This is a genomic window from Bacillus mojavensis (assembly GCF_012648005.1).
In the GTDB taxonomy this organism is placed as follows: domain Bacteria; phylum Bacillota; class Bacilli; order Bacillales; family Bacillaceae; genus Bacillus; species Bacillus mojavensis.
Genome location: NZ_CP051464.1, coordinates 491,722 through 512,873 on the forward strand (window position 1 = coordinate 491,722; position 21,152 = coordinate 512,873).

General features: G+C 44.6%; 22 protein-coding genes, 1 pseudogene and 1 riboswitch. Of the genes and pseudogenes, 18 read left to right on the forward strand and 5 right to left on the reverse strand.

The genetic code is table 11. The features are described 5' to 3' along the window. Positions 1-46 precede the first annotated feature (46 nt). The 5 genes from HC660_RS02475 (at position 47) to HC660_RS02495 (ending at position 2,725) form a co-directional block, all read left to right on the forward strand. Positions 47-865 carry an EcsC family protein gene (locus tag HC660_RS02475; protein WP_168746969.1) on the forward strand — a complete coding sequence of 273 codons (819 nt, stop codon included), beginning with the start codon at positions 47-49 and terminating at the stop codon, positions 863-865. Positions 866-994: 129 nt separating this feature from the next. Further along, on the forward strand, positions 995-1,366 hold the full coding sequence (gsiB, locus tag HC660_RS02480; protein ID WP_010333086.1) for a glucose starvation-inducible protein GsiB: 372 nt from the start codon (positions 995-997) through the stop codon (positions 1,364-1,366). A 139-nt stretch (positions 1,367-1,505) separates the two neighbouring features. Next, positions 1,506-1,847, forward strand: coding sequence for a cupin domain-containing protein (locus HC660_RS02485; RefSeq protein WP_168746970.1), 342 nt, complete (start codon positions 1,506-1,508; stop codon positions 1,845-1,847). Further along, complete coding sequence (locus HC660_RS02490) at positions 1,841-2,200, forward strand: YdbC family protein (RefSeq protein ID WP_168746971.1); 360 nt, start codon at positions 1,841-1,843, stop codon at positions 2,198-2,200. The genes HC660_RS02485 and HC660_RS02490 overlap by 7 nt, the downstream gene beginning before the upstream one ends. A gap of 138 nt (positions 2,201-2,338) precedes the next feature. Continuing rightward, on the forward strand, positions 2,339-2,725 hold the full coding sequence (locus tag HC660_RS02495) for a VOC family protein (protein WP_168746972.1): 387 nt from the start codon (positions 2,339-2,341) through the stop codon (positions 2,723-2,725). A 41-nt stretch (positions 2,726-2,766) separates the two neighbouring features. Here the strand turns inward: HC660_RS02495 and HC660_RS02500 are convergent, their stop codons facing one another. Together HC660_RS02500 and dctB are read right to left on the reverse strand one after the other, a co-directional pair. Further along, positions 2,767-3,588 carry a manganese catalase gene (locus HC660_RS02500; RefSeq protein WP_168746973.1) on the reverse strand — a complete coding sequence of 274 codons (822 nt, stop codon included), beginning with the start codon at positions 3,586-3,588 and terminating at the stop codon, positions 2,767-2,769. Between the two features lie 82 nt (positions 3,589-3,670). Further along, positions 3,671-4,723, reverse strand: coding sequence for a C4-dicarboxylate TRAP transporter substrate-binding protein DctB (gene dctB, locus HC660_RS02505; protein WP_168746974.1), 1,053 nt, complete (start codon positions 4,721-4,723; stop codon positions 3,671-3,673). 70 nt (positions 4,724-4,793) lie between these two features. Between dctB and dctS the strand changes: the two genes are divergently transcribed. From dctS to HC660_RS02550, 9 genes are all read left to right on the forward strand, one after another. Further along, positions 4,794-6,401, forward strand: coding sequence for a two-component system sensor histidine kinase DctS (dctS, locus tag HC660_RS02510; protein ID WP_168746975.1), 1,608 nt, complete (start codon positions 4,794-4,796; stop codon positions 6,399-6,401). Beyond that, a complete protein-coding gene (locus HC660_RS02515; protein ID WP_168746976.1) occupies positions 6,391-7,071 on the forward strand; it encodes a two-component system response regulator DctR in 681 nt (226 codons plus the stop codon). Before dctS ends, HC660_RS02515 begins: the two co-directional genes overlap by 11 nt. 119 nt (positions 7,072-7,190) lie before the next feature. Beyond that, entirely contained in the window at positions 7,191-8,456 is a 1,266-nt protein-coding gene (gene dctP / locus HC660_RS02520) for a C4-dicarboxylate transporter DctP (RefSeq protein ID WP_168746977.1), read from the forward strand. A gap of 148 nt (positions 8,457-8,604) precedes the next feature. Next, positions 8,605-9,657 (forward strand): AI-2E family transporter, encoded by a 1,053-nt coding sequence (locus tag HC660_RS02525; protein WP_010333095.1) that lies wholly within the window; start codon positions 8,605-8,607, stop codon positions 9,655-9,657. Between the two features lie 48 nt (positions 9,658-9,705). Continuing rightward, a riboswitch (cyclic di-AMP (ydaO/yuaA leader) is annotated at positions 9,706-9,837 on the forward strand. 72 nt (positions 9,838-9,909) lie between these two features. Next, positions 9,910-11,148, forward strand: a complete 1,239-nt coding sequence (locus HC660_RS02530) for a dicarboxylate/amino acid:cation symporter (protein ID WP_010333096.1) — start codon at positions 9,910-9,912, stop codon at positions 11,146-11,148. 90 nt (positions 11,149-11,238) lie between these two features. Continuing rightward, a complete protein-coding gene (locus tag HC660_RS02535; protein ID WP_168746978.1) occupies positions 11,239-12,165 on the forward strand; it encodes an ABC transporter ATP-binding protein in 927 nt (308 codons plus the stop codon). Continuing rightward, on the forward strand, positions 12,158-12,925 hold the full coding sequence (locus HC660_RS02540) for an ABC transporter permease (RefSeq protein WP_168746979.1): 768 nt from the start codon (positions 12,158-12,160) through the stop codon (positions 12,923-12,925). The genes HC660_RS02535 and HC660_RS02540 overlap by 8 nt, the downstream gene beginning before the upstream one ends. A 95-nt stretch (positions 12,926-13,020) precedes the next feature. Then, positions 13,021-13,356 (forward strand): hypothetical protein, encoded by a 336-nt coding sequence (locus HC660_RS02545; RefSeq protein ID WP_003225151.1) that lies wholly within the window; start codon positions 13,021-13,023, stop codon positions 13,354-13,356. A 129-nt stretch (positions 13,357-13,485) separates the two neighbouring features. Next, entirely contained in the window at positions 13,486-14,628 is a 1,143-nt protein-coding gene (locus tag HC660_RS02550; protein ID WP_168746980.1) for an acyl-CoA dehydrogenase family protein, read from the forward strand. A gap of 28 nt (positions 14,629-14,656) precedes the next feature. On the opposite strand, the gene fbpB is transcribed toward HC660_RS02550, so the two are convergent. After that, positions 14,657-14,803 (reverse strand): Fur-regulated basic protein FbpB, encoded by a 147-nt coding sequence (gene fbpB / locus HC660_RS02555; RefSeq protein ID WP_168746981.1) that lies wholly within the window; start codon positions 14,801-14,803, stop codon positions 14,657-14,659. Beyond that, positions 14,790-14,955, reverse strand: a pseudogene (locus HC660_RS02560) (Fur-regulated basic protein FbpA). The gene fbpB and the pseudogene HC660_RS02560 overlap by 14 nt, the downstream one beginning before the upstream one ends. 249 nt (positions 14,956-15,204) lie before the next feature. Here HC660_RS02560 and HC660_RS02565 point away from each other — a divergent pair. Further along, positions 15,205-16,077 (forward strand): cation diffusion facilitator family transporter, encoded by an 873-nt coding sequence (locus HC660_RS02565; RefSeq protein WP_010333103.1) that lies wholly within the window; start codon positions 15,205-15,207, stop codon positions 16,075-16,077. Positions 16,078-16,091: 14 nt separating this feature from the next. Here HC660_RS02565 and HC660_RS02570 read toward each other — a convergent pair whose 3' ends face one another. Continuing rightward, complete coding sequence (locus HC660_RS02570) at positions 16,092-16,412, reverse strand: thioredoxin family protein (protein WP_010333104.1); 321 nt, start codon at positions 16,410-16,412, stop codon at positions 16,092-16,094. Positions 16,413-16,565: 153 nt separating this feature from the next. Between HC660_RS02570 and HC660_RS02575 the strand changes: the two genes are divergently transcribed. The 3 genes from HC660_RS02575 to cshA all read left to right on the forward strand — a co-directional run bounded on the left by HC660_RS02575 (position 16,566) and on the right by cshA (position 21,006). Further along, positions 16,566-17,651 carry a D-alanine--D-alanine ligase gene (locus HC660_RS02575; protein WP_168746982.1) on the forward strand — a complete coding sequence of 362 codons (1,086 nt, stop codon included), beginning with the start codon at positions 16,566-16,568 and terminating at the stop codon, positions 17,649-17,651. A gap of 74 nt (positions 17,652-17,725) precedes the next feature. Next, complete coding sequence (locus tag HC660_RS02580; RefSeq protein WP_168746983.1) at positions 17,726-19,099, forward strand: UDP-N-acetylmuramoyl-tripeptide--D-alanyl-D-alanine ligase; 1,374 nt, start codon at positions 17,726-17,728, stop codon at positions 19,097-19,099. Between the two features lie 422 nt (positions 19,100-19,521). Beyond that, on the forward strand, positions 19,522-21,006 hold the full coding sequence (gene cshA, locus HC660_RS02585) for a degradosome RNA helicase CshA (RefSeq protein ID WP_168746984.1): 1,485 nt from the start codon (positions 19,522-19,524) through the stop codon (positions 21,004-21,006). The last annotated feature ends 146 nt before the right edge of the window (positions 21,007-21,152 follow it).

Below are 21,152 nucleotides of genomic sequence, written 5' to 3' on the forward strand. Positions count from 1 at the left end.
GAAGGTATACTATATAGTAGAAAAACGGAAGGGAAGTGCGAGTTGGGTGACAACAGAACGAAAAGAAGACTTACATCAGCAATTAAAAGAAATAGAGAAATGGGAAAAGGAGCAGCAAAAAGTCTGGTTTTGGGAAAAACTCAGCCGTCTCCCGTTTCAGCTGCTGGACAAGCTGACGCCGGAATTCATTCAGAAAAAGATCGGCAAGCTTTTGGATGAGGTGGGCACCTTTGTTCAGACTGGAGGACAGTACCTGACATCGGAAAAACAGATTATCAAAACGTTTCAAAAGAAACTGCCCGAGCAAACCTTTGAATCACTGGAGGACGTACAGAAAGCGCCTCTGGCTGTTATGGATGATGTTGCTGAAGCGATGGGCAAAAACCGAATCAATGCTGCAACCGTTCAGGGAGCGACCACGGGTGTGGGCGGCGTATTTACACTGGCGGCAGACATTCCGGCTGTGCTCGGTTTATCATTAAAAACGCTGCAGGATATCGCAGTGGCCTATGGCTATAATCCAAAGGAGAAAAAAGAGCGTGTCTTCATCGTAAAATGTTTGCAGCTTACTTCAGCAGATGTTGTCGGTAAAAGATCCATTCTGAAAGAATTAAAAGACTATGATCAGGACCGTACATATAAGAATGTCGCTTCCCAAGTCCAAGGCTGGCGGGAAGTGGTTTTAGGCTACCGTGACACCTTTGGCTGGAAAAAGCTTTTTCAAATGGTGCCGGTCGCGGGAATGGTCTTTGGCGCGGCAGCCAATCGCTCGACATTAAATGACATTACCGAAACAGGCATGATGCTCTATAAAAAGCGGCGCATCCTCGAGCGGCTCAAAGAAACAGCACAGAATCATGAATAGAAGAAAAGCAGACGGGCACCGCATTCCGTCTGCTTTTTTCAGTCAAAACACACTCAATGTGTTTTGTTTGTTTAAAAGAAATGACAGGGGGAAAACAACAACCAACACCAATTAAAGGAGGAATTCAAAATGGCACAAGATAACAAAATGAGCAGAGAAGAAGCAGGTAGAAAAGGCGGAGAAACGACTAGCAAAAACCATGATAAAGAATTCTATCAAGAGATTGGTCAAAAAGGCGGAGAAGCCACTAGCAAAAACCATGACAAAGAATTCTATCAGGAAATCGGCGAAAAAGGCGGAGAAGCCACAAGCAAGAATCATGACAAAGAGTTCTATCAAGAGATCGGTGAAAAAGGCGGAGAAGCCACTAGTGAAAATCATGACAAAGAATTCTATCAAGAAATCGGCCGTAAAGGCGGAGAAGCGACAAGCAAAAATCATGATAAGGAATTCTACCAAGAAATTGGCTCAAAAGGCGGAAACGCCCGCGACAACGACTAACTAAGTAAAGCATAAAAGGCAGACAACCTGTAGATAAAAAGCGATCCGGCGCAGCAGCTGGATCGCTTTTTATTTTTGATTTTTTCTCAATTTATGCCAGTGTTGCGATACAATAAGTGAAAAAAAGGGGTTTTCGCCAATGTCCGAGATGCAAAATGTGCTCGCCATCGCTAATGAAGTCAAAGAAAAACACGCCAATTTTTCAATCTCAGAGGTCAACGACCACTGTGTGCGCCTCGCTGTGTTTACAGGAGAATATGACTGGCACCATCACCCTGACTCAGATGAATTATTCATTGTTCTTGAAGGTGAGCTACTGATCGATTTTAAGAACAAAGAAACCGCGGTACTCAAAGCGAATGACAGCCTGCTGATCCCAAAAGGAACGGTTCACCGCACGCGCTCTTACGTCAGAACGGTGAATCTCTGTGTCGAGCATATACAAGCGAAAACAGTCACGATAGAGGAATTGCCATGCTGATCAAAAAGATTGTATGTGAAGTAGACACTGCAAATGCTAAAGCATTTTCAAACGCGCAGTCAAAGTGGGGAGCACTATCACATGTAAATGGCTTCATCAAACAGACCGGCGGTTGGCGGAAAACAGCAGATGGGCTGTTCACCGCAGAGATCATCAGCGTTTGGGAGAACAGAGCTGCCTATGATCATTTTATGGAGAACGAACATGACGTTATCTATGAAGAAATCGGGCAAAAGGCTACGTTATATTCAATAGAAGTGGCGCTTACTCAGGTTGATGCAGAGGGGGTCGCTTTCTTATTTGAGAACTGGGAAATTGAATACGAGCCTGGATGGACCGTGACAAAAGCTTAGTGATGAGAAATCGCCCTCAAAAAGAGGATAAGCTGAGTTTATCGCTCATAATAACAATTAAGATATTCTCCTGTTATTTTGATTGAATTAGAATGAAGAAAATGGCATTCAATTGTGAAATCAGGGGGATTAATTCGGATGACTTTTCATTTTCATGAAATTGACCATATTCAGCTTGCGGCTCCTAAAGGCTGTGAAACTGCTGCAAGACAATTTTACGGCGGGATATTAGGTTTTCAGGAAATTGAAAAACCAGATGAGTTAAAAGCCCGGGGCGGAGTCTGGTTCACTTTTGGGAACAGACAATTGCATATCGGGATAGAAGAACCTTTTGTCCCGGCTAAAAAAGCACACCCTGCATTTGAGGTTTTGAATATAGAAGGCTTAAAAGAACATGTAAAATTAAATGGAATTGCAATTGTTGAGGACAATAAACTTCCGGGAGCGGACAGATTCTATATTTCAGATCCATTTGGCAATCGTCTGGAGATGCTTGAGTGGCAGACAACGCACAAAAAAGGATAGATCACGGTTAATGATGATCTATCCTTTTTATGATAGTGTCTTTATTCGCGTCCTGGAAGTGTATCATGAACAAAAGGCGGTGCTGGTTTTAACTCCGGTTTTTCTCCAAACGCTTTAGCTTCTTTCACATATTCAAAGGATTCTCCATCCGGGGCTTTCTCCTTCAGCCAGTTTTGCTCGGCACTTTCTTCACCTTCAGAGAAATTGATCAACTGATGCGAGAACTCTTGTTTTTCGAGTGCTTTCGGGAATGTCCCCGGCACAATCGGGCCTTCCTGTGCTTCTAATTCTTTAATGGCGGCGAGCCATTGGTTTTGGTGCATCGTGTCACGCGCCAGCAGGAAGCTGAGCATATCTTTGACGCCTTTGTCATCCGTCATTTCAAACAGGCGTGCGACCTGCAGACGGCCTTGTGATTCCGCATTCAGATTGGCGCGGAAGTCTGCCAGCAGGTTTCCGCTTGCTACGATATAGCCGCCGCTCCAAGGTACGCCTGTACTGCTTTCCGGCATGGCGCCAAGTCCTGATACAATGGCATGGTGAGGGTTCATGCCGCCCAGGATGGAGCCGATGACCGGATCTTCAGCGGCTTTTTCCTGCTGATCAAGCGGAGCGTCCTCAAGAAGTCTGGCGATCATCGTAGCGATCATTTCAACATGCCCGAGTTCCTCAGTTGCCGTATCCATCAGCAAATCCTTGTATTTTTCATTTCCTCTTGTATTCCAGCCTTGAAATAAGTATTGCATGGCAACAGAAATTTCTCCGAATTGCCCGCCTAAAATTTCTTGCATTTTTTTAGCGAATAATGGATCTGGACGATCTGGTTTAGCAGGATGCTGCAGCATTTTTGTGTGCTTAAACATGTACCCATCTCCTTTTCGTTTGTCTCTTTTATATTTCCGATCGTATGAAAGATAAACGAAACACAGCGTATCGAGATGGGAACTATGAATCTTTTCGCAGCTCCAAAAGCTCCTGAATCAGCTTCCGGCCGAAGATGGGCTCGTACTGCCGGTAAACAGGATCAAGGCGCTTCATCCATTCTTTTTTCTCTTTATCTGACAGCTCATAAATATGTATAGTAGAATTCTTTTTAATTTCTTCCAGCTGTTCTTTATTCATTTGTTCGGCATACGTTTCATTCCACTCCGTCGTCTCCTTCATCGCTTCAGTTAAAATACGCCGTGTTTCTGGTGTTTGCGCCTTCCAGAAGTGTTCATCAGTCATGACAGCGTAGCCGAGATAACCGTGGCTGCTTATTGTCAAATAGTCCTGAACATTATAAAATTTTTTAGAATAGATGTTTGAGATTGTATTTTCTTCGCCATCGACTATATTGTTTTCTAACAGCTGAAAGGTAGAATTGAAGGATTCCTGATGAGGCGTTGCGCCAAGCAGCTTGAACTGATCCTCGATCACATCGCTTTGCATAATGCGCAGATCTTGCCCTTTTAAATCACCCGGTGTTTTGACCGGCCCTTGATTTGTCGTGATTTGTTTAAAGCCGTTTGTCCAATAGGCCAGTCCTTTTAGCTGGTTTTTCTTTAGAGAATCAAACAGCTGTGTGCCGATGCTTCCGTTCAGCCCTTTTTTGACGGCATTGTAATCTGTAAATGCATACGGCAGATCCAGCACCCCCCATTCAGGAGAGAGCATGCCGAGCTTCGATGTGGAGGGGGCGATAAATTGAACATCGCCGTTTTGCAAGGCTTCAATTTCTTCAATGTCCGAGTACAGGCTTCCATTCGGAAATACTTCAATTTTTATTTTCCCGCCTGATTTTTCGTTCACCAAATCAGCGAATTTATTGGCGGCCAGTCCTTTTGGCGTATTTTCAGCAACGACATGGCTGAATGTAAACACGATTTGATCCTGCAGGCCTTCCTGGTCGTCATCATAAACAATCTCTTTATTGCCGGTATGATCATGGAATCCGATAAATAAAGCGGTTGCAATTCCAGCGATCATCAGACCGAGACATGCAAGCAAACTCTTCACGAAAAGCCCTCCCCTTATGTTAAGGATAATGGGGGCAATGCCATTCGTAAAGACCTGAAAGGAGAAGCTGATGAACAAAAAGAAGCTCTCAATTCGCTGGAAAATCACAATCCTCTCCTACATACTCGTCATTTTCTCCTTTTTGATCGGCGGCATTGTGCTCATAGGCAATATTCAGCATACAGAGGAAAGGGAGCTGAAAAAACGGCTGATGAATACGGCTCGGACGGTGTCGGAGATGACCGAAGTGAAAGAGGCATTATCGCGAAAAGAACAAACAGAAGCCGTCCGTCATGCGGTTGAAGAGATCCGTATGATCAATGAAGCAGACTACATTGTCGTCATGGACATGGATCATATTCGTTATACTCATCCTGTCAGCGCAAACATCGGAAAAAAGTCAAAGGGTGCAGATGAAGAGGCGGCGTTTGCGGAGCACATTTATTTCTCAGAAGCAACAGGCGAGATCGGAACGGCTGTCCGGGCCTTTTATCCGGTAAAGGATCAGGATTTGAATCAGATCGGAGCGGTACTCGTTGGAAAAACACTGCCGGGGATGGCTGATATATTGTTTCATTTAAGAAGGGATATCGCCTTCATTGTAGTGCTGACACTCGGATTCGGCCTGGCGGGTTCGTTCCTCTTGGCCCGTCATATCAAAAAACAAATGTTTCAGCTCGAGCCCCATGAGATTGTCCGCATGTATGAAGAGCGAACCGCTACCTTTCACTCTATGAACGAAGGCGTGATCGCCATTGACAACCGGCATATCATCACAATATTTAATGAAAAAGCCAAACAGATTTTTGTGGTGCAGGGCGATCTGGTCGGAAAGGTGATTTGGGATGTGCTCAAGGATTCGCGCCTGCCTGAAATCGTGGAGCGGAACAAAGCGGTTTATAATGAAGAAATTCGTGTCAGCGGAAAGGTTATCATGAGCAGCAGGATTCCGATCGTTATGAAGAAAAAAGTCATCGGCGCCGTCGCGATTTTCCAGGACAGAACAGAAGCGGCCAAGATGGCAGAGGAATTGACGGGTGTCAAAAACTTTGTCGAAGCGCTCCGCGTCCAAAATCATGAGCATATGAACAAGCTTCATACCATCGCAGGCCTGATCCAGCTCGGCAAATCCGAAAAAGCGCTGCAGCTGGCGTTTCAGACTTCAACCGAGCAGGAAAACGTTACTGAATTTCTGCATCGCTCCATTCAAAATGACGCCGCGGCGGGGCTTTTGCTAAGTAAAATCAGAAGGGGAAAAGAACTCGGCATTGCTGTGCATATTGATGAAAACAGCAGCCTGCAGCAATTTCCCGAGCATGTCGACCAGCATGATATCGTCGTGCTTCTCGGCAACCTGATTGAAAATGCCTTCGGCTCGTTTGAAACCGTTCAGTCTGACGATAAACGAATTGACATCAGTATAGAACAAACGGAGGATATCCTAGCGATATTAATAGAAGATAACGGATGCGGGATTGAACACACACATATGCCGTACCTCTATGAAAAAGGATTTACAGTGAATAAAACAGGCGGCACAGGCTATGGCCTCTATTTAGTCAAGCAAATAACAGACAAAGGGTCGGGTGCGATAGAGGTCGATTCGCACCCGGGACAGGGCACGTCTTTTTCAATCGTTTTTCCGATGAAGGGAGAGGAATCGCAGCATGGCTCGTAAAGAAATCAAGGTTCTGCTCATTGAAGACGATCCGATGGTTCAGGAAGTAAATAAGGATTTCATCACAACCGTTAAAGGCTTTACCGTCTGTGCGCAAGCAGGAAACGGGGACGAAGGCATCAAGCTGATCAAAGAAAAGCAGCCTGAACTCGTAATTCTGGATGTATACATGCCGAAAAAAGACGGAATCAAAACCTTGCAGGAGATCAGAAGGCAAAAGCTTGAGGTAGATGTCATCGTCGTATCCGCTGCAAAAGACAAGGAAACAATTTCTCTTATGCTGCAAAATGGGGCAGTTGACTATATCTTAAAACCGTTTAAGCTCGAACGTATGAAACAGGCGCTTGAGAAATATAAGCGGTATAAACAAAAAATAGAGGAAAACGACACGCTGTCCCAGGATCAGCTCGATGCCATCCTCAATATCCCGCGGCAGACCGTACAGGATCTGCCGAAGGGGTTGAATCATTTTACGATGAATGAGCTCATTGCTTTTTTGAAGCAGCAAACTTCGCCTCTTTCTGCTGAAGAGGTTGCCAAGGCTCTCGGTATCGCCAGAGTGACAGCGAGGCGCTATCTTGATTATCTCGAAAAGAACGGAACGATTCAGCTTGATGTTCAGTACGGGGGAGTCGGACGCCCCGTCAACCGCTACATATTTAATATGTAAATCCGAGACCAAAAAGACCAAAATGTCCGTTATGAACATAAACTTCCCTGGCCTTTATGAAAACGCTATCATTCTAGTAAGAAAGACACAAAGGCGACTAGGACAGGGGGAGGAAGAATATGAAACTGTTTAAAAATTTAACAGTTCAAGTCATAACCGCGGTCATCATCGGGGTCATTGTCGGATTGGTTTGGCCGGATGTCGGCAAAGAAATGAAACCGCTTGGCGATACCTTTATCAACGCTGTGAAAATGGTAATCGCTCCAATCATTTTCTTCACAATCGTTCTCGGGATTGCAAAAATGGGCGATATGAAGAAGGTTGGAAAAGTAGGGGGAAAAGCATTTATTTATTTCGAGGTTGTTACGACCCTTGCACTCATTATCGGTTTATTTGTCGTTAATATGATGAAGCCGGGTGCGGGCCTCGATTACAGCAAGCTTGAAAAGGGAGATGTCTCACAATACACGCAAAATGGCGGTCAGGGGATCGACTGGGTTGAATTTGTCACACACATCGTACCGTCCAACATGGTTGATGCCTTCGCAAAAGGGGACATTTTGCAGGTCTTATTCTTTTCCATTCTTTTCGGAGTCGGTCTAGCGGCGTTAGGTGAAAAAGGGAAAAGCGTCATTGATTTCTTTGATAACATTTCACATGTCTTTTTCAAAATTATCGGCTATGTTATGCGTGCGGCTCCAATCGGCGCATTCGGAGCGATGGCGTATACGATTGGGCACTTTGGACTCGATTCCATCAAGCCGCTTGCCAGCTTAATGCTGTCTGTGTATATCACAATGTTCCTGTTTGTGTTTGTCGTTTTAAATATCATCTGCAAGCTATACGGATTCAGCCTTTGGAACTACCTGCGCTTTATCAAAGATGAGCTTCTCATCGTGCTCGGCACAAGCTCATCAGAATCAGTTCTTCCGAGAATGATGGATAAAATGGAGCGCTACGGCTGTTCAAAATCAGTCGTCGGGCTAGTTATTCCGACCGGCTATTCGTTTAACTTAGACGGAACATCCATTTATTTATCAATGGCGACTGTCTTTCTGGCTCAAGTGTTTGGAGTGGATCTCAGCATCGGGCAGCAAATAACGATTATCCTCGTTCTGATGCTGACTTCGAAGGGAGCAGCCGGTGTGACAGGAAGCGGATTTATCGTTCTTGCATCAACCCTCTCAGCCCTTCAGGTCATCCCGCTTGAGGGCCTTGCGCTTCTGCTCGGTGTCGACCGTTTCATGAGTGAAGGAAGAGCGATTGTGAACCTGATCGGAAACGGAATCGCCACAATCATCGTTGCAAAAAGTGAAAAAGAATTCGATGAAGCAAAAAGCGTAGAGGCTGTGGAAGGCTTGAAAAAAATGAAAACAGCAGTTTAAAAAAAGAGCGGCCCATCCATGGGGCCGTTTTTTTCATTGTTTAGAAATTATTAAGGTTTGGACAGAGACCTCAGCATTTTTTTGTTATATAATTTACAAATGGATACTATATTGAGTGAAGGACGTTTGTCCTAACAGGAGTGTATAAATGGCCGCTTTAGTAAAATTTTTTCAGCACCCGGGAGTAAGGCGTTTTTCCATCTTTGTCGTGTTAACTGGTGTGTTATATCTATTTAAGAGCATGATCAACTTAATATTGCTGACCTTCATTTTCACATTTCTTATGGATCGTTTGGAGCTTGTCGTCCGGCAGTTTTTGAGCCGTTTCTTCCGAGTGAGCCAGCGGATTGTCATTACATTTCTCTACATTTTGCTGGCCGTGCTGCTTACAGTCGGAGGGTTTGTGTTTTATCCGGTCGTTGCCGCACAGATTCAGCAGCTGATCAAGCAAATTAAACATATTGCGTATCATCCAAGCAGCATTCCTTTCTTTGATGAGATCACAAGTGTTTTCGGAGATATCAATATCAGTTCGTATGTCAAAGAGGGTTTCAATGTACTTTATACGTATCTGGCCGATATCAGCACATTCGGCTTGCAGATCGTGATGGCGCTCATTCTCAGCATGTTCTTCTTATTTGAGAAAAAACGGCTGTCTGAATTTATGGAGCAGTTTAAAACGAGCAAGCTTGCTGTGTTTTATAATGAGATTGCTTTTTTCGGAGGAAAATTCGCGAGAACGTTCGGCAAGGTGCTTGAGGCACAATTTATCATCGCCCTCGTGAACTGTATACTGACTTTTATTGCGCTCTGGATTATGCATTTCCCTCAGCTGTTGGGACTCTCCATCATGGTTTTCTTTCTCGGATTGATCCCGGTAGCAGGCGTTGTCATCTCCCTGATTCCGCTCAGTATTATTGCGTACAGCACAGGCGGCGGAATGTATGTGCTCTACATTGTGCTTGTCATTTTCGCCATCCATGCGATTGAGACATATTTCCTCAATCCGAAGCTGATGTCAGCGAAAACAGAGCTGCCGATCTTTTTCACATTTACAGTCCTGATTTTTTCTGAGCATTTTCTAGGCATTTGGGGCTTAATTATCGGAATTCCGATCTTTGTATTTCTTCTTGATATACTTGATGTGACGAACAAGGAAGATGGGCCCAAAAGATTCCGAGAAAAAAGTAACAAAAAATAGTTTACAAAATTGGATCTTTTCTGTATAAATAAACTACATCATACAATAGTAAGCCACACGCTTAATCCTTTTTAAAAGGAGTGGGGGACCCAATCTTTTGGGGTTTATTTTTCATCTGAAAAACGGACATCTCTTCGTCCGAACCCGGCAGCTAACCTCATCAGCGTGAAGAGAGAATCCTGTGGTTTTATGATACAGCCAAAGCCCGCGGGAGTCTCTCGCGGGCTTTTTTTCAAAAAAGGAGGAATGCGGATGAAACTGGCAACAAAGATTATCATTGCATTGGTTCTGGGCGCCGTCACGGGGATTATTTTGAACGTAACATCACCTGAATTATTTGAAAATTTGAATAAGTTTGTATTTGGCCCTCTTGGCACCATCTTTTTAAACCTCATCAAAATGCTTGTCGTACCGATTGTTTTTTTCTCTCTTACATTAGGAGTTGCCGGGCTTGGCGATCCTAAAAAGCTTGGCAGAATCGGTGTGAAGGCCATCTCTTATTTTCTCATCACAACAGCGGTGGCGATTACGATCGGGCTTATACTGGCGCTTGTCATTAAGCCGGGTGAGTTCGGCACTTATGATGTCTCATCCGCTAAATTTGAGGCAGAAGAAGCACCGAGTATTGCTGACACACTTCTGAACATGATTCCGGCCAATCCCGTTCAAGCGATGACTGAAGGAAATATGCTCCAAATTATCGTGTTTTCCATTTTTGTCGGACTCGGGATTACGATGCTAGGCAAAAAAGCAGATATGCTTTTGAAAGTCGTTGAGCAGGGCAATGAACTGATGATGTATCTGGTCAACCTAGTCATGAAGTTTGCGCCATACGGCACGTTTGGTCTCATTGCGACAGCTATCGGCAGCCAGGGATTAAGTGCAATAAAAGCGATGGGGCTGTACATGATTGTTGTTACGCTGTCTCTTGTCATACATGCAATCGTCACCTACGGTTCAACAGTGGCCCTTTTAGCAAAAAGAAATCCGATTACGTTCTTTAAAGATTTCTCAGAAGTTATGGTCGTTGCGTTCAGTACCTCAAGCAGCAATGCAACGCTTCCGGTATCAATGGATGTAGCCCAGAAAAAACTAAAAGTGCCTGAGCCGATCAGCAGCTTCGTTCAGCCGCTCGGCGCGACGATTAACATGGACGGTACAGCCATTATGCAAGGGGTGGCCACCATCTTTATTGCACAGGTATTCGGACATGATCTTACATTTACGCAATTGCTGATGGTGATATTGACGGCTGTATTAGCAAGTGTGGGAACCGCGGGTGTTCCGGGAGTCGGCTTGATTATGCTCGCCATGGTGCTTCAATCAGTCGGCCTGCCTGTTGAGGGCATCGGTTTGATCCTCGGAATAGACCGCTTGCTCGATATGCTTCGTACAGTGGTCAACACAACAGGAGACGCGGCCTGTGCCGTCATCATTACAGAAACAGAAAAGAACAAACAGACAGAGCAAGCACCGACTCTATCGGTTTAACCAAACATTTGGAAGCAACAAATGCTATAATACAAACAGTGCCTATTTTTAGGCACTGTTTATTTTTTGTCGAAAAAGGAGGAAGGCTTTATGGCTGAGCCGATTTTACATATTGAAGGCCTTGATAAAAAAATAGGGTCTAAACAGATTTTAAAACAGATCAGCATGGACGTCAGGCAGGGAGAGATTATCGGTCTTCTCGGTCCGAACGGTTCCGGAAAAACGACACTTATCCGCATCATCGTCGGGCTGTTAAAACAAAACAGCGGAAGCGTAGCCATCAACGGATTCAAGCATGATACTGAGTTCGAACAAGCGATGGAAGCTGTCGGTGCGATTGTGGAAAACCCTGAGTTTTACCCGTACCTGTCAGGCTGGGAAAACCTCAAACACTTTGCAAATATGCACAAAAAAATAGATGATGAAAGACTGGACGAAGTTGTGGAACGAGTCGGGCTGACGTCAGCAATTGATGATAAGGTGAAAACCTACTCACTCGGCATGCGCCAGCGTCTCGGCATTGCTCAGGCCATTCTTCACCGGCCGAAGCTTCTCATTTTAGATGAGCCGACAAACGGTCTTGATCCTGCCGGTATGAAGGATTTTCGCGACCATATTAAGGAGCTCGCCGAAGAGGAAGGAACGGCGGTTTTATTCGCCACTCATTTATTGCGTGAAGTTGAAGACCTGTGTGACCGTGTCATCATCATACAAAAAGGCGAGATCAAAGCAGAAGTGAGCCTGAATGGAGCCGGTCAGAAAACGGAAAAAGCCGTTATTGAAGTGCAGCCGGCGGAAAAAGCGATCGCTTGGCTGGTGGGCAATGGGTACACAGCTGAACGTAAAGACGGCTCCATCGTGGTGGATATAGCGAAAGAAAATATACCAGAGCTGAACCGCTCACTAGTCGGACAAGGACTGAACGTATTTTCAATTATGACTTATACGCAGTCACTGGAAGATGAATTTATAAAAGCGACAACCGCTCATCAAGAGGAGGGAGAAGAGCTTGTCTAAATTAATATGGAATGAACATATGAAACTCTTTAATCGAAAAGTCACATTTGTTTCGCTTATATTGATGGCCGTTTTTCAATTTTTTATGGCGCTGATCATTAAACGGATCGTCATCAGTGCCGGAACTGACGAAAACTTCATCGGCTACTTTTCCTATACACCGAGCCTGAATATCTTGCTGCAGGCGCTAACCATTGTGATTGCAGCCACGATTATTTCTAATGAATTTGATAAAAAGACAATTAAATTTCTGCTCATTCGCCCGGTCAAGCGGCAAAAGGTTTTTTGGTCGAAATTAATGACAGTTATAATGGTCAGCTTCTATCTTTATCTGACATACTACATTCTGGCTTTATTATTCGGTCTTGTCTTTTTTGGCACGTCCGTGACATCTGAATCAAAAACATTGTTCATCAATACATTGGAACTAATTGGCACAAACTGGCTTGAAGCGGTGCTGATGGGATTATTCGGTTTGCTTTGTTCATCACTGTTCCGCAACAGCGCCATTTCAGTTGTCGTTTCCTTTGTCGTTTTATATGGAGCAAGTTCACTTGTGCAAATCATGAAGCTGTTTGAAAACAAATGGGGAAGCTTTTTGCTTTTTGCAAACACAGACTTTACTCAATACAAAAGCGGACAAACGGCTCTGTTTTCAGGCATGACACCATTGTTCTCTGTAGGGATACTTGTAATTCATGCTGTTTTCTTCATTGCCGTTGCCTGGTGGAGCTTCTGCAAACGGGATGTTCGAATCTAAAGGCAAGGAATGACATTTTTGTGAAAAAGCTCACGTAAATCAATATCAAACGATGTTTTGGTTTATAATAAAGGTACTGACGGAGGTGTCTCGAATTGAGAAACTTTATTACCGCTTTACCGATTGTATTGCTGCTTGGATTCTCATTTGTGTCATTTATGTTCCAGTTTGAACATCTTGTGTATTTCAGGCTCGCGCTGGGGTTGTTTTCTCTCGTGGGGCTGTACATGATATATAAAATGAAGACGGGTATCCGTTATTTTATCATTTATCTGTATGCAAGCTGGATTGTGCTTGCGGCAGTTACGGCCTTTGAAGAGCCGATCTTCTCAAGTTTTTTCTTCGGCGGATTGGTCATGACAATGGGTTACCTGACTTATATGCTTATTTATCTCGGTATGAAACAAGACCGGGATGCAAATCCGGTTTAAACACGCTGTTCCCTTGGGAACGGCGTGTTTTTCTATAGTGGACAAAATGTTAACAGTTGCGGAATCAAGGCTGGAAATCTATAATACATATTAAATTTATCGGAATTGAAAAAATGGGGGGGCTGCCGGATGTCATTATTTGTACGGAACGAAAAACAGCGGCAATGGATAGAGAAAATAGGACAGCTAGCGGATGAATTTCAGCAAACAGCCGCTGAGGATGATGAACAGGGACGATTTCCTGCCGAAAAAATCCAGAAATTGCGTGATTCGGGATATACGGCGATAACCGTGCCGAAATCCCATGGAGGAGCAGGAATATCTGTTTATGACATGCTGCTATTTCAAGAGCGGCTTGCACAAGGAGATGCTCCTGCAGCTCTGAGCATCGGCTGGCATTTAAGCGTGATGGGAGAGCTCGGAGAAGGAAACAGCTGGGATGAAGATGTGTTTGCGTTTATCGCAAAGGAAGTTCAAAACGGCGCCGTGATCAATAGAGCGGCGACAGAAGCGAAAACCGGGAGCCCGACCAGGGGAGGGCGCCCCGGGACTGCTGCCGTCAAAAAGGACGGCAAATGGGTGGTGAATGGAAGAAAAACGTTTACGACAATGTCGCAAGCGCTTGATTATTTTTTAGTAACGGCATGGATTGAAGAAAAACAAACAACAGGTGTGGTGTTGGTTCATAAAAATGATCCTGGTGTAACAATTGAAGAAACATGGGATATGATGGCGATGCGGGCTACTGGCAGCCATGATCTTGTATTAAACGAGGTAACGCTCGATGACAATAAACTGGTGGAACTGCTTCAAGGGCCGCGGGGAGCAAAGCCAAACGGCTGGCTGCTCCATATTCCGGCGGTTTATCTTGGTGTGGCTCAGGCCGCCAGAGACTATGCGGTGCGTTTTGCCTCCGAGTATTCGCCAAATAGTTTGAAGGGGCCGATCAAGGACGTTCCGGCCGTTCAGCAAAGAACAGGCGAAATGGAGCTTGAGCTGCTGAATGCCAAGCATTTTCTTTTTCATGCGGCTGAATTGTATGACGATCCGGAGCGCCGCCCTTACTTGAAGAATGAGCTCGGTGCGGCAAAACATATCGTTACAAACGCCGCGCTTTCTGTTGTAGACAAAGCGATGAGAATTGTCGGGGCCAAAAGCCTTGAACGCACCAACCCGCTTCAGCGCTATTACCGGGATGTGCGCGCAGGTCTCCATAACCCGCCGATGGACGACGCGGTTATTCAAAAGCTGGCCGCAGAAGCCTTTCATTAAATAAAAAAGAGCCTTTGCCGGCTCTTTTTTATGTATTGTTTTGTTCCTGGAGATTTTTCTGATGCTTGCGGTCAATTTTGTCGTAAATGACGTTCATCAGCTTTGGATTGCCCATGATCGCCTCTTTGTTTTCCTGGATCAGCTGTTGGTAGGTTTTTATTTTACGCTTTGGCATGCCCTGGCGCCTCCTGACAATGTTTGATATTCCCTTTCCAGCTCCATCAGCGACAATTCATATAAATGTCGCGTTGACTTTTTGTATATACCATTCTGTATTAACAGATGAATGAGATGTTTTTTTCTGATTTCTGCAGACTGAGGTGTCATTGTGTCACCAACCTCCAATCAATCGATATTGATAATCATTATCAATTAACATCAGTATACAATGTCCGCCACAGCCTGTAAAGGTGAAAACAGTCCTATTCTTTCATAAGTAAGCAAACCTTCAACATATCGACAAAAAGTTTCCCGGGCAATAATTTGCTGTCGAAATTTCCCTTCCCGTTGAGAACCGCTGCTGCTATTTTTCATGTTTTTAACCATACTATGTAATAGAATGGAGGCTGGTATTCAATGGGGAGGACAGATAATCTTAAAAAGGGAGAAAAAGGAGCACTCCTCAATATTTTGGCATATATCATTCTTGCTGCTGTTAAGCTGACAATCGGAATATTGTATCATTCTGAAGCACTAAGAGCAGACGGATTAAACAATGGGACAGATATTGTGGCGTCAATAGCGGTACTGATTGGACTGCGAATTTCCCAAAGGCCGGCTGACAGCGACCATCCATATGGCCATTATCGGGCTGAAACAATTTCGTCCCTTATTGCGTCTTTTATTATGATGGCTGTCGGGATTGAAGTGTTAATCGGCGGAGGAAAAGCGATTGCGGGCGGCACCTCAGAAACGCCAAGCCTTATCGCGGCGTGGACGGCTTTAGGCAGTGCGGTGTTTATGTACGGCATCTATTTATATAACAAAAGGCTCGCAGCATCCATTAAAAGCTCTGCACTTATGGCGGCGGCGAAGGACAGCAGGTCAGACGCATTTGTCAGTGCCGGAGCATTTATCGGTGTTTTTTCTTCCCAGCTGCAGCTGGCTTGGATAGACCCGGTTACGGCTTTTGTGATCGGAATCATCATTTGCAAGACAGCCTGGGATATCTTCAAAGACGCTTCGCATTCATTAACGGACGGGTTTCACTTGAAGGACCTTGAACCTTATAAACAGACTGTCGGCCGGATAGAAAATGTGCATCGTCTTAAGGATGTGAAAGCGCGATACTTGGGCAGCACAGTACATATAGAGATGGTCATTACAGTTGATCCGAAGCTGACAGTAGAGGAAGGCCACGGGGTCGCAGATGAGGTGGAAAACAAAATAAAACATGAACACGATGTCACTCATGTTCATGTTCACGTAGAACCCGACGACACAAAATAGGGCTGCTTATCGAATTAGCTTATATGTTCTGATAAGAATTCAGTCACTTCTTCAGGCGTTTTGGCATTGGCGCTGTGAAGATGGCCTGTTTTTTCTCCATTTTTGAAAATGAGCAGGCTTGGAATACCCATCACCTGATATGTTTCAGCCAGTTCAGGAAGCTCGTCCTTATTCAGCTCGTACCAATCGTTTTGATTATACGTTTCCAAAATATCGCCGATGAACATATTCATGCGTGTGCAGTCAGGGCACCAATCAGCATAAAACTTTACAATTATTTCTTTATCAGATTGAATCAGTTCATTAAATTGTTCTTTTGTTGTGATTTTTTTCATATGTCACATCTCCTTTTCAATGCCATTTTAATATAAAATAAAAAGGAATTACATACAAATGCATTCAGCTTCAGCATGCCCAAAAATAATTAGATCATTTTCTTGTGAAAGTGATAAGATAGTAAAGATGAATTGTAGTGGGGGGAGTATCCATTGAAAACAAGTCTAGGATTAGTGTACGGCGGTAAGTCAGCCGAACATAATGTTTCGCTTCAGACAGCTCTGGCTGTAACAAAAGCGCTAAATACTGAGAAGTTTGATATACATCCAATTTATATAACTGAAAAAGGCGAATGGATAAGAGGCGCACGTTTAACAGAGCCTGTTTCCAACGTAAAAATGCTTCAGCTTGAGCAGGGCGGAACCGCTTTTTCTCCATCTGCTCTCAACCAGGAGATGTTTCCGCAGGAAGTATCACAGCAAAATGAAGCAATTGATGTCGTATTCCCGCTCCTGCACGGCCCGAACGGAGAGGACGGAACGATTCAGGGAATGCTTGAACTTTTAAATATTCCTTATGTCGGCAATGGCGTGCTTGCTTCCTCAGCTGGTATGGATAAAGTAGTCATGAAGCATTTGTTTGCACAAGCCGGCCTTGCACAGGCGAAATACACAGCCTTCCTTAAAAAAGACTGGACTCGTTCTCCTGAAGAAAGCTGCGAGCAGGTAGAACAAGAATTGGGCTATCCTTGCTTCGTGAAGCCGGCCAACCTTGGATCAAGCGTCGGAATCAGCAAATGCCGCAATCGTGAAGAACTGCAAAAAGCATTTGAGCTTGCGTTCCAATATGATCGGAAAGTCGTGGTAGAAGAAGGCATCAACGGCCGCGAAATTGAAATCGGCGTTCTCGGAAATGATGATCCTAAATGCTCTGCAGTGGGAGAAATCGCACCTAAGACAGATTTCTACGATTACAAAGCGAAATACGAGGATGGAGACACCGATCTGATTATTCCTGCGTCTGTAACAGATGAGGAATACGCGAAAATCAGTGAGATGGCCATCAGAGCGTTTAAATCAATTGACGGCTCAGGACTTGTCAGAGCGGACTTTTTCCTGACAGCTGACGGCGAAGTGCTGATCAATGAAGTAAACACGATGCCTGGTTTTACACCGTTCAGCATGTTCCCGCTTCTCTGGAAAGAAGCCGGAGTGGAATACGCTGACCTCATTGAACAGCTTGTAGAGCTGGCTAAAGAACGCCACGCTGAAAAACAATTGATTAAACATACATTCTAAATGGAAACTGACACTGCCGGTAAAAGGGCAGTGTCTTTTCCCGTATACCACCAAAAGAAAGAGAGTGACCTTACTTGATTAAGCGAACCGTAAAGCAAATTGCCGAAATGGTCAAAGGCACACTAACAAACCCGCAATATGAAAATACAGTCATTCATGGAGTAGCTACAGATACAAGAAAGCTGGAAAGCAATCAGCTTTTCATCCCGCTGAAAGGGGAACATTTTAACGGCCACACTTTTGTGCCGCAAGCTTTTGAAGCTGGTGTGTCTGCCGTTCTGTGGAACCGCTCTGAACCCAATCCGCCCGAGAATCAAGCCGTGATTTTAGTGGAAGATACTTTGTCAGCGCTCCAGCAGCTTGCAAAAGCCTATTTACAGGAGCTCGGCACACGTGTCATCGGAGTAACAGGAAGCAACGGCAAAACGACGACCAAAGACATGATTCACGCTGTCCTGCAAACGCGGTACCGCGTCCATAAAACAGGAGGAAATTTCAACAATCATATCGGGCTGCCGCTTACAGTGTTAGCGATGCCTGAAGATACAGAAATTGCCGTATTGGAAATGGGAATGAGCGCAAAAGGAGAAATTGACCTCCTGACGCGCTTGGCAAATCCGAATGCGGCAGTGATAACAAATATCGGCGAATCCCACATGCAGGATCTTGGTTCAAGAGAAGGCATCGCGGAAGCAAAACTGGAAATTATCAACGGCCTGAAAGAAGACGGTGTGCTGATTTATATCGGAGACGAACCGCTTTTGCAAAAGGCTTACAGCTGCCAAACGAAAACATATGGTACTGGAGCGCAAAACGATTATCAGCTGCAGGATGTCAGCCAGAGTGAAGCGGGGACCCATTTTACGATCAAAGGCATAGAAAAACCGTTTTTTATCCCTATACTGGGCAAGCATAATGTAATGAACGCCATGGCGGCAATCGCCGCAGGGGTTTATTTCGGCATCACGCTTGAGGATGCGGCAAAAGGATTAAGCAGCCTGAAGGTCACCGGCATGAGACTTGAATTGATGAAAACAGACAGCGGCATTTCTATTATTAATGACGCTTATAACGCGAGCCCGACGTCGATGAAGGCTGCGATCCAATTGACAGAAAGCCTTGAAGGATACGGAAAGAAAATGGTCGTGCTCGGAGACATGCTTGAACTCGGCGATCTTGAAGAAACGTTCCATAAAGAATGCGGCGCTGTGATCAGCCCGGACAAAATTGACCACGTCTTTACGTATGGCAAACTTGGGGCATTTATCGCGGAAGGTGCGATGGAACATTTTGATAAAGAGCGCGTCAGCCACTTCAGCGAGAAAAAAGAGCTTACTCAGGCCCTGAAGAATAAAGCGGCAAAGGGAGATTTGATTTTATTCAAAGCGTCAAGAGGTATGAAGCTTGAAGAAATCGTTAAAGATTTAATGGAGAGCCCGTTTTCTTAAAAAATCCTGCGGAAAAAAGCAGATTGCAATCATAAAATAAAAATGATGTGCAGACACTAATGTATGCCGGCCCGAAATAATTTATGTATGACTGGCTCAGGCTATGGTACAATAATGACAGGTTTATTTCGCGATACGAAAATATGTGTACGGACCGCCATCCGCTGACCTTAGGTTTTCCGCGGACACAAGGAGCGGGATTGGGCATGTCCGGCATATTTGGTTAGCAGGTCAGCGAGCGCATTCAAAATGCTGATCTGCTTACCGCGTTATTGAAAAACAAGTAGTGTAATGGTAAGATAAAACTTAAAGTAATTCGGGCTTTGTATACGTAAGGATCCTGTCCTTTTTCCATGGAGGGCAGTTTTTAAGTGGTAAATCACGACATTACTGAAACAGCAATTAGAAGGAGTTTGAATAATTTGACTATAACGTTTCAAGATTTTCAATTAAGTTCTGATCTCATGAAGGCAATTAACCGTATGGGATTTGAAGAAGCAACGCCGATTCAGGCACAAACGATTCCGCTCGGACTTTCAAATAAAGATGTCATTGGACAAGCGCAAACAGGTACAGGTAAAACAGCTGCGTTTGGTATACCCCTTGTTGAGAAAATTAACCCCGAGTCTCCTAATATTCAAGCAATCGTAATCGCACCAACCCGTGAACTAGCCATTCAAGTATCTGAAGAATTATATAAAATCGGACAAGATAAACGTGCGAAAGTTCTTCCTATTTACGGTGGGCAGGATATTGGACGACAAATCCGGGCGTTAAAGAAAAATCCGCATGTCATTGTCGGAACACCGGGACGTCTTCTTGACCACATTAACCGCCGCACGATTCGTTTAAACAATGTAAATACAGTTGTAATGGATGAAGCGGATGAAATGCTGAATATGGGGTTCATCGACGACATTGAATCTATTCTTTCAAATGTGCCGAGCGAGCATCAGACGCTTCTGTTCTCAGCTACAATGCCAGCGCCGATCAAACGCATTGCAGAGCGTTTCATGACTGAGCCTGAACACGTAAAAGTAAAAGCAAAAGAAATGACTGTTTCTAACATTCAGCAGTTCTATTTGGAAGTGCAGGAACGTAAAAAGTTCGACACACTGACTCGTCTTCTTGACATTCAGTCTCCTGAGCTTGCGATTGTATTCGGACGTACCAAACGCCGTGTTGATGAACTGGCAGAAGCCCTGAACCTTCGCGGATATGCAGCTGAAGGAATTCACGGTGATTTAACGCAGGCGAAACGTATGGTTGCGCTTCGCAAATTTAAAGAAGGTGCAATCGAAGTACTTGTTGCAACTGATGTTGCAGCTCGCGGACTCGATATCTCAGGTGTTACACACGTGTACAACTTCGACGTGCCTCAAGATCCTGAAAGCTATGTTCACCGTATCGGAAGAACAGGCCGCGCAGGAAAAACAGGTATGGCGATGACGTTTATCACACCGCGTGAGATAAGCATGCTTCGCGCAATTGAACAAACAACGAAACGCAAAATGGACCGCATGAAAGAGCCGACACTAGATGAAGCGTTAGAAGGCCAGCAGCAGGTTACAGTTGATCGTCTTCGTACGACAATCAGCGAAAACAACTTGAACTTCTACATGACAGCGGCAGCTGAGCTGCTTGAAGATCATGATGCAGTGACAGTGGTTGCAGCAGCTATCAAAATGGCTACAAAAGAGCCGGATAGCACGCCTGTTCGCTTAACAGACGAAGCGCCGATGATCGGCAAACGCTACAAAAACCAACGCACTTCTAAACGCAGAGACGGACAAGGCGGCGGCTACCGTGGCGGTAAAGGGAAAAGCAACAACCGTTCTTCCTATGATAAAAAGCGTTCAAGCGATCGCCGTTCTTCAGGTGACAGACGCCAGAAAAAATCATACTAATTCTGTAAAGAATATAAGAGCCTAAAACATGAGTTGTTTTGGGCTTTTTTTATGTTCAAATGCATGACCATTAAGCTGACGGAACCGTTTATTCTATGTATGCTTAAAGATGAAACTTTTTCTGCATAAGTGCGTATAAGTAACGA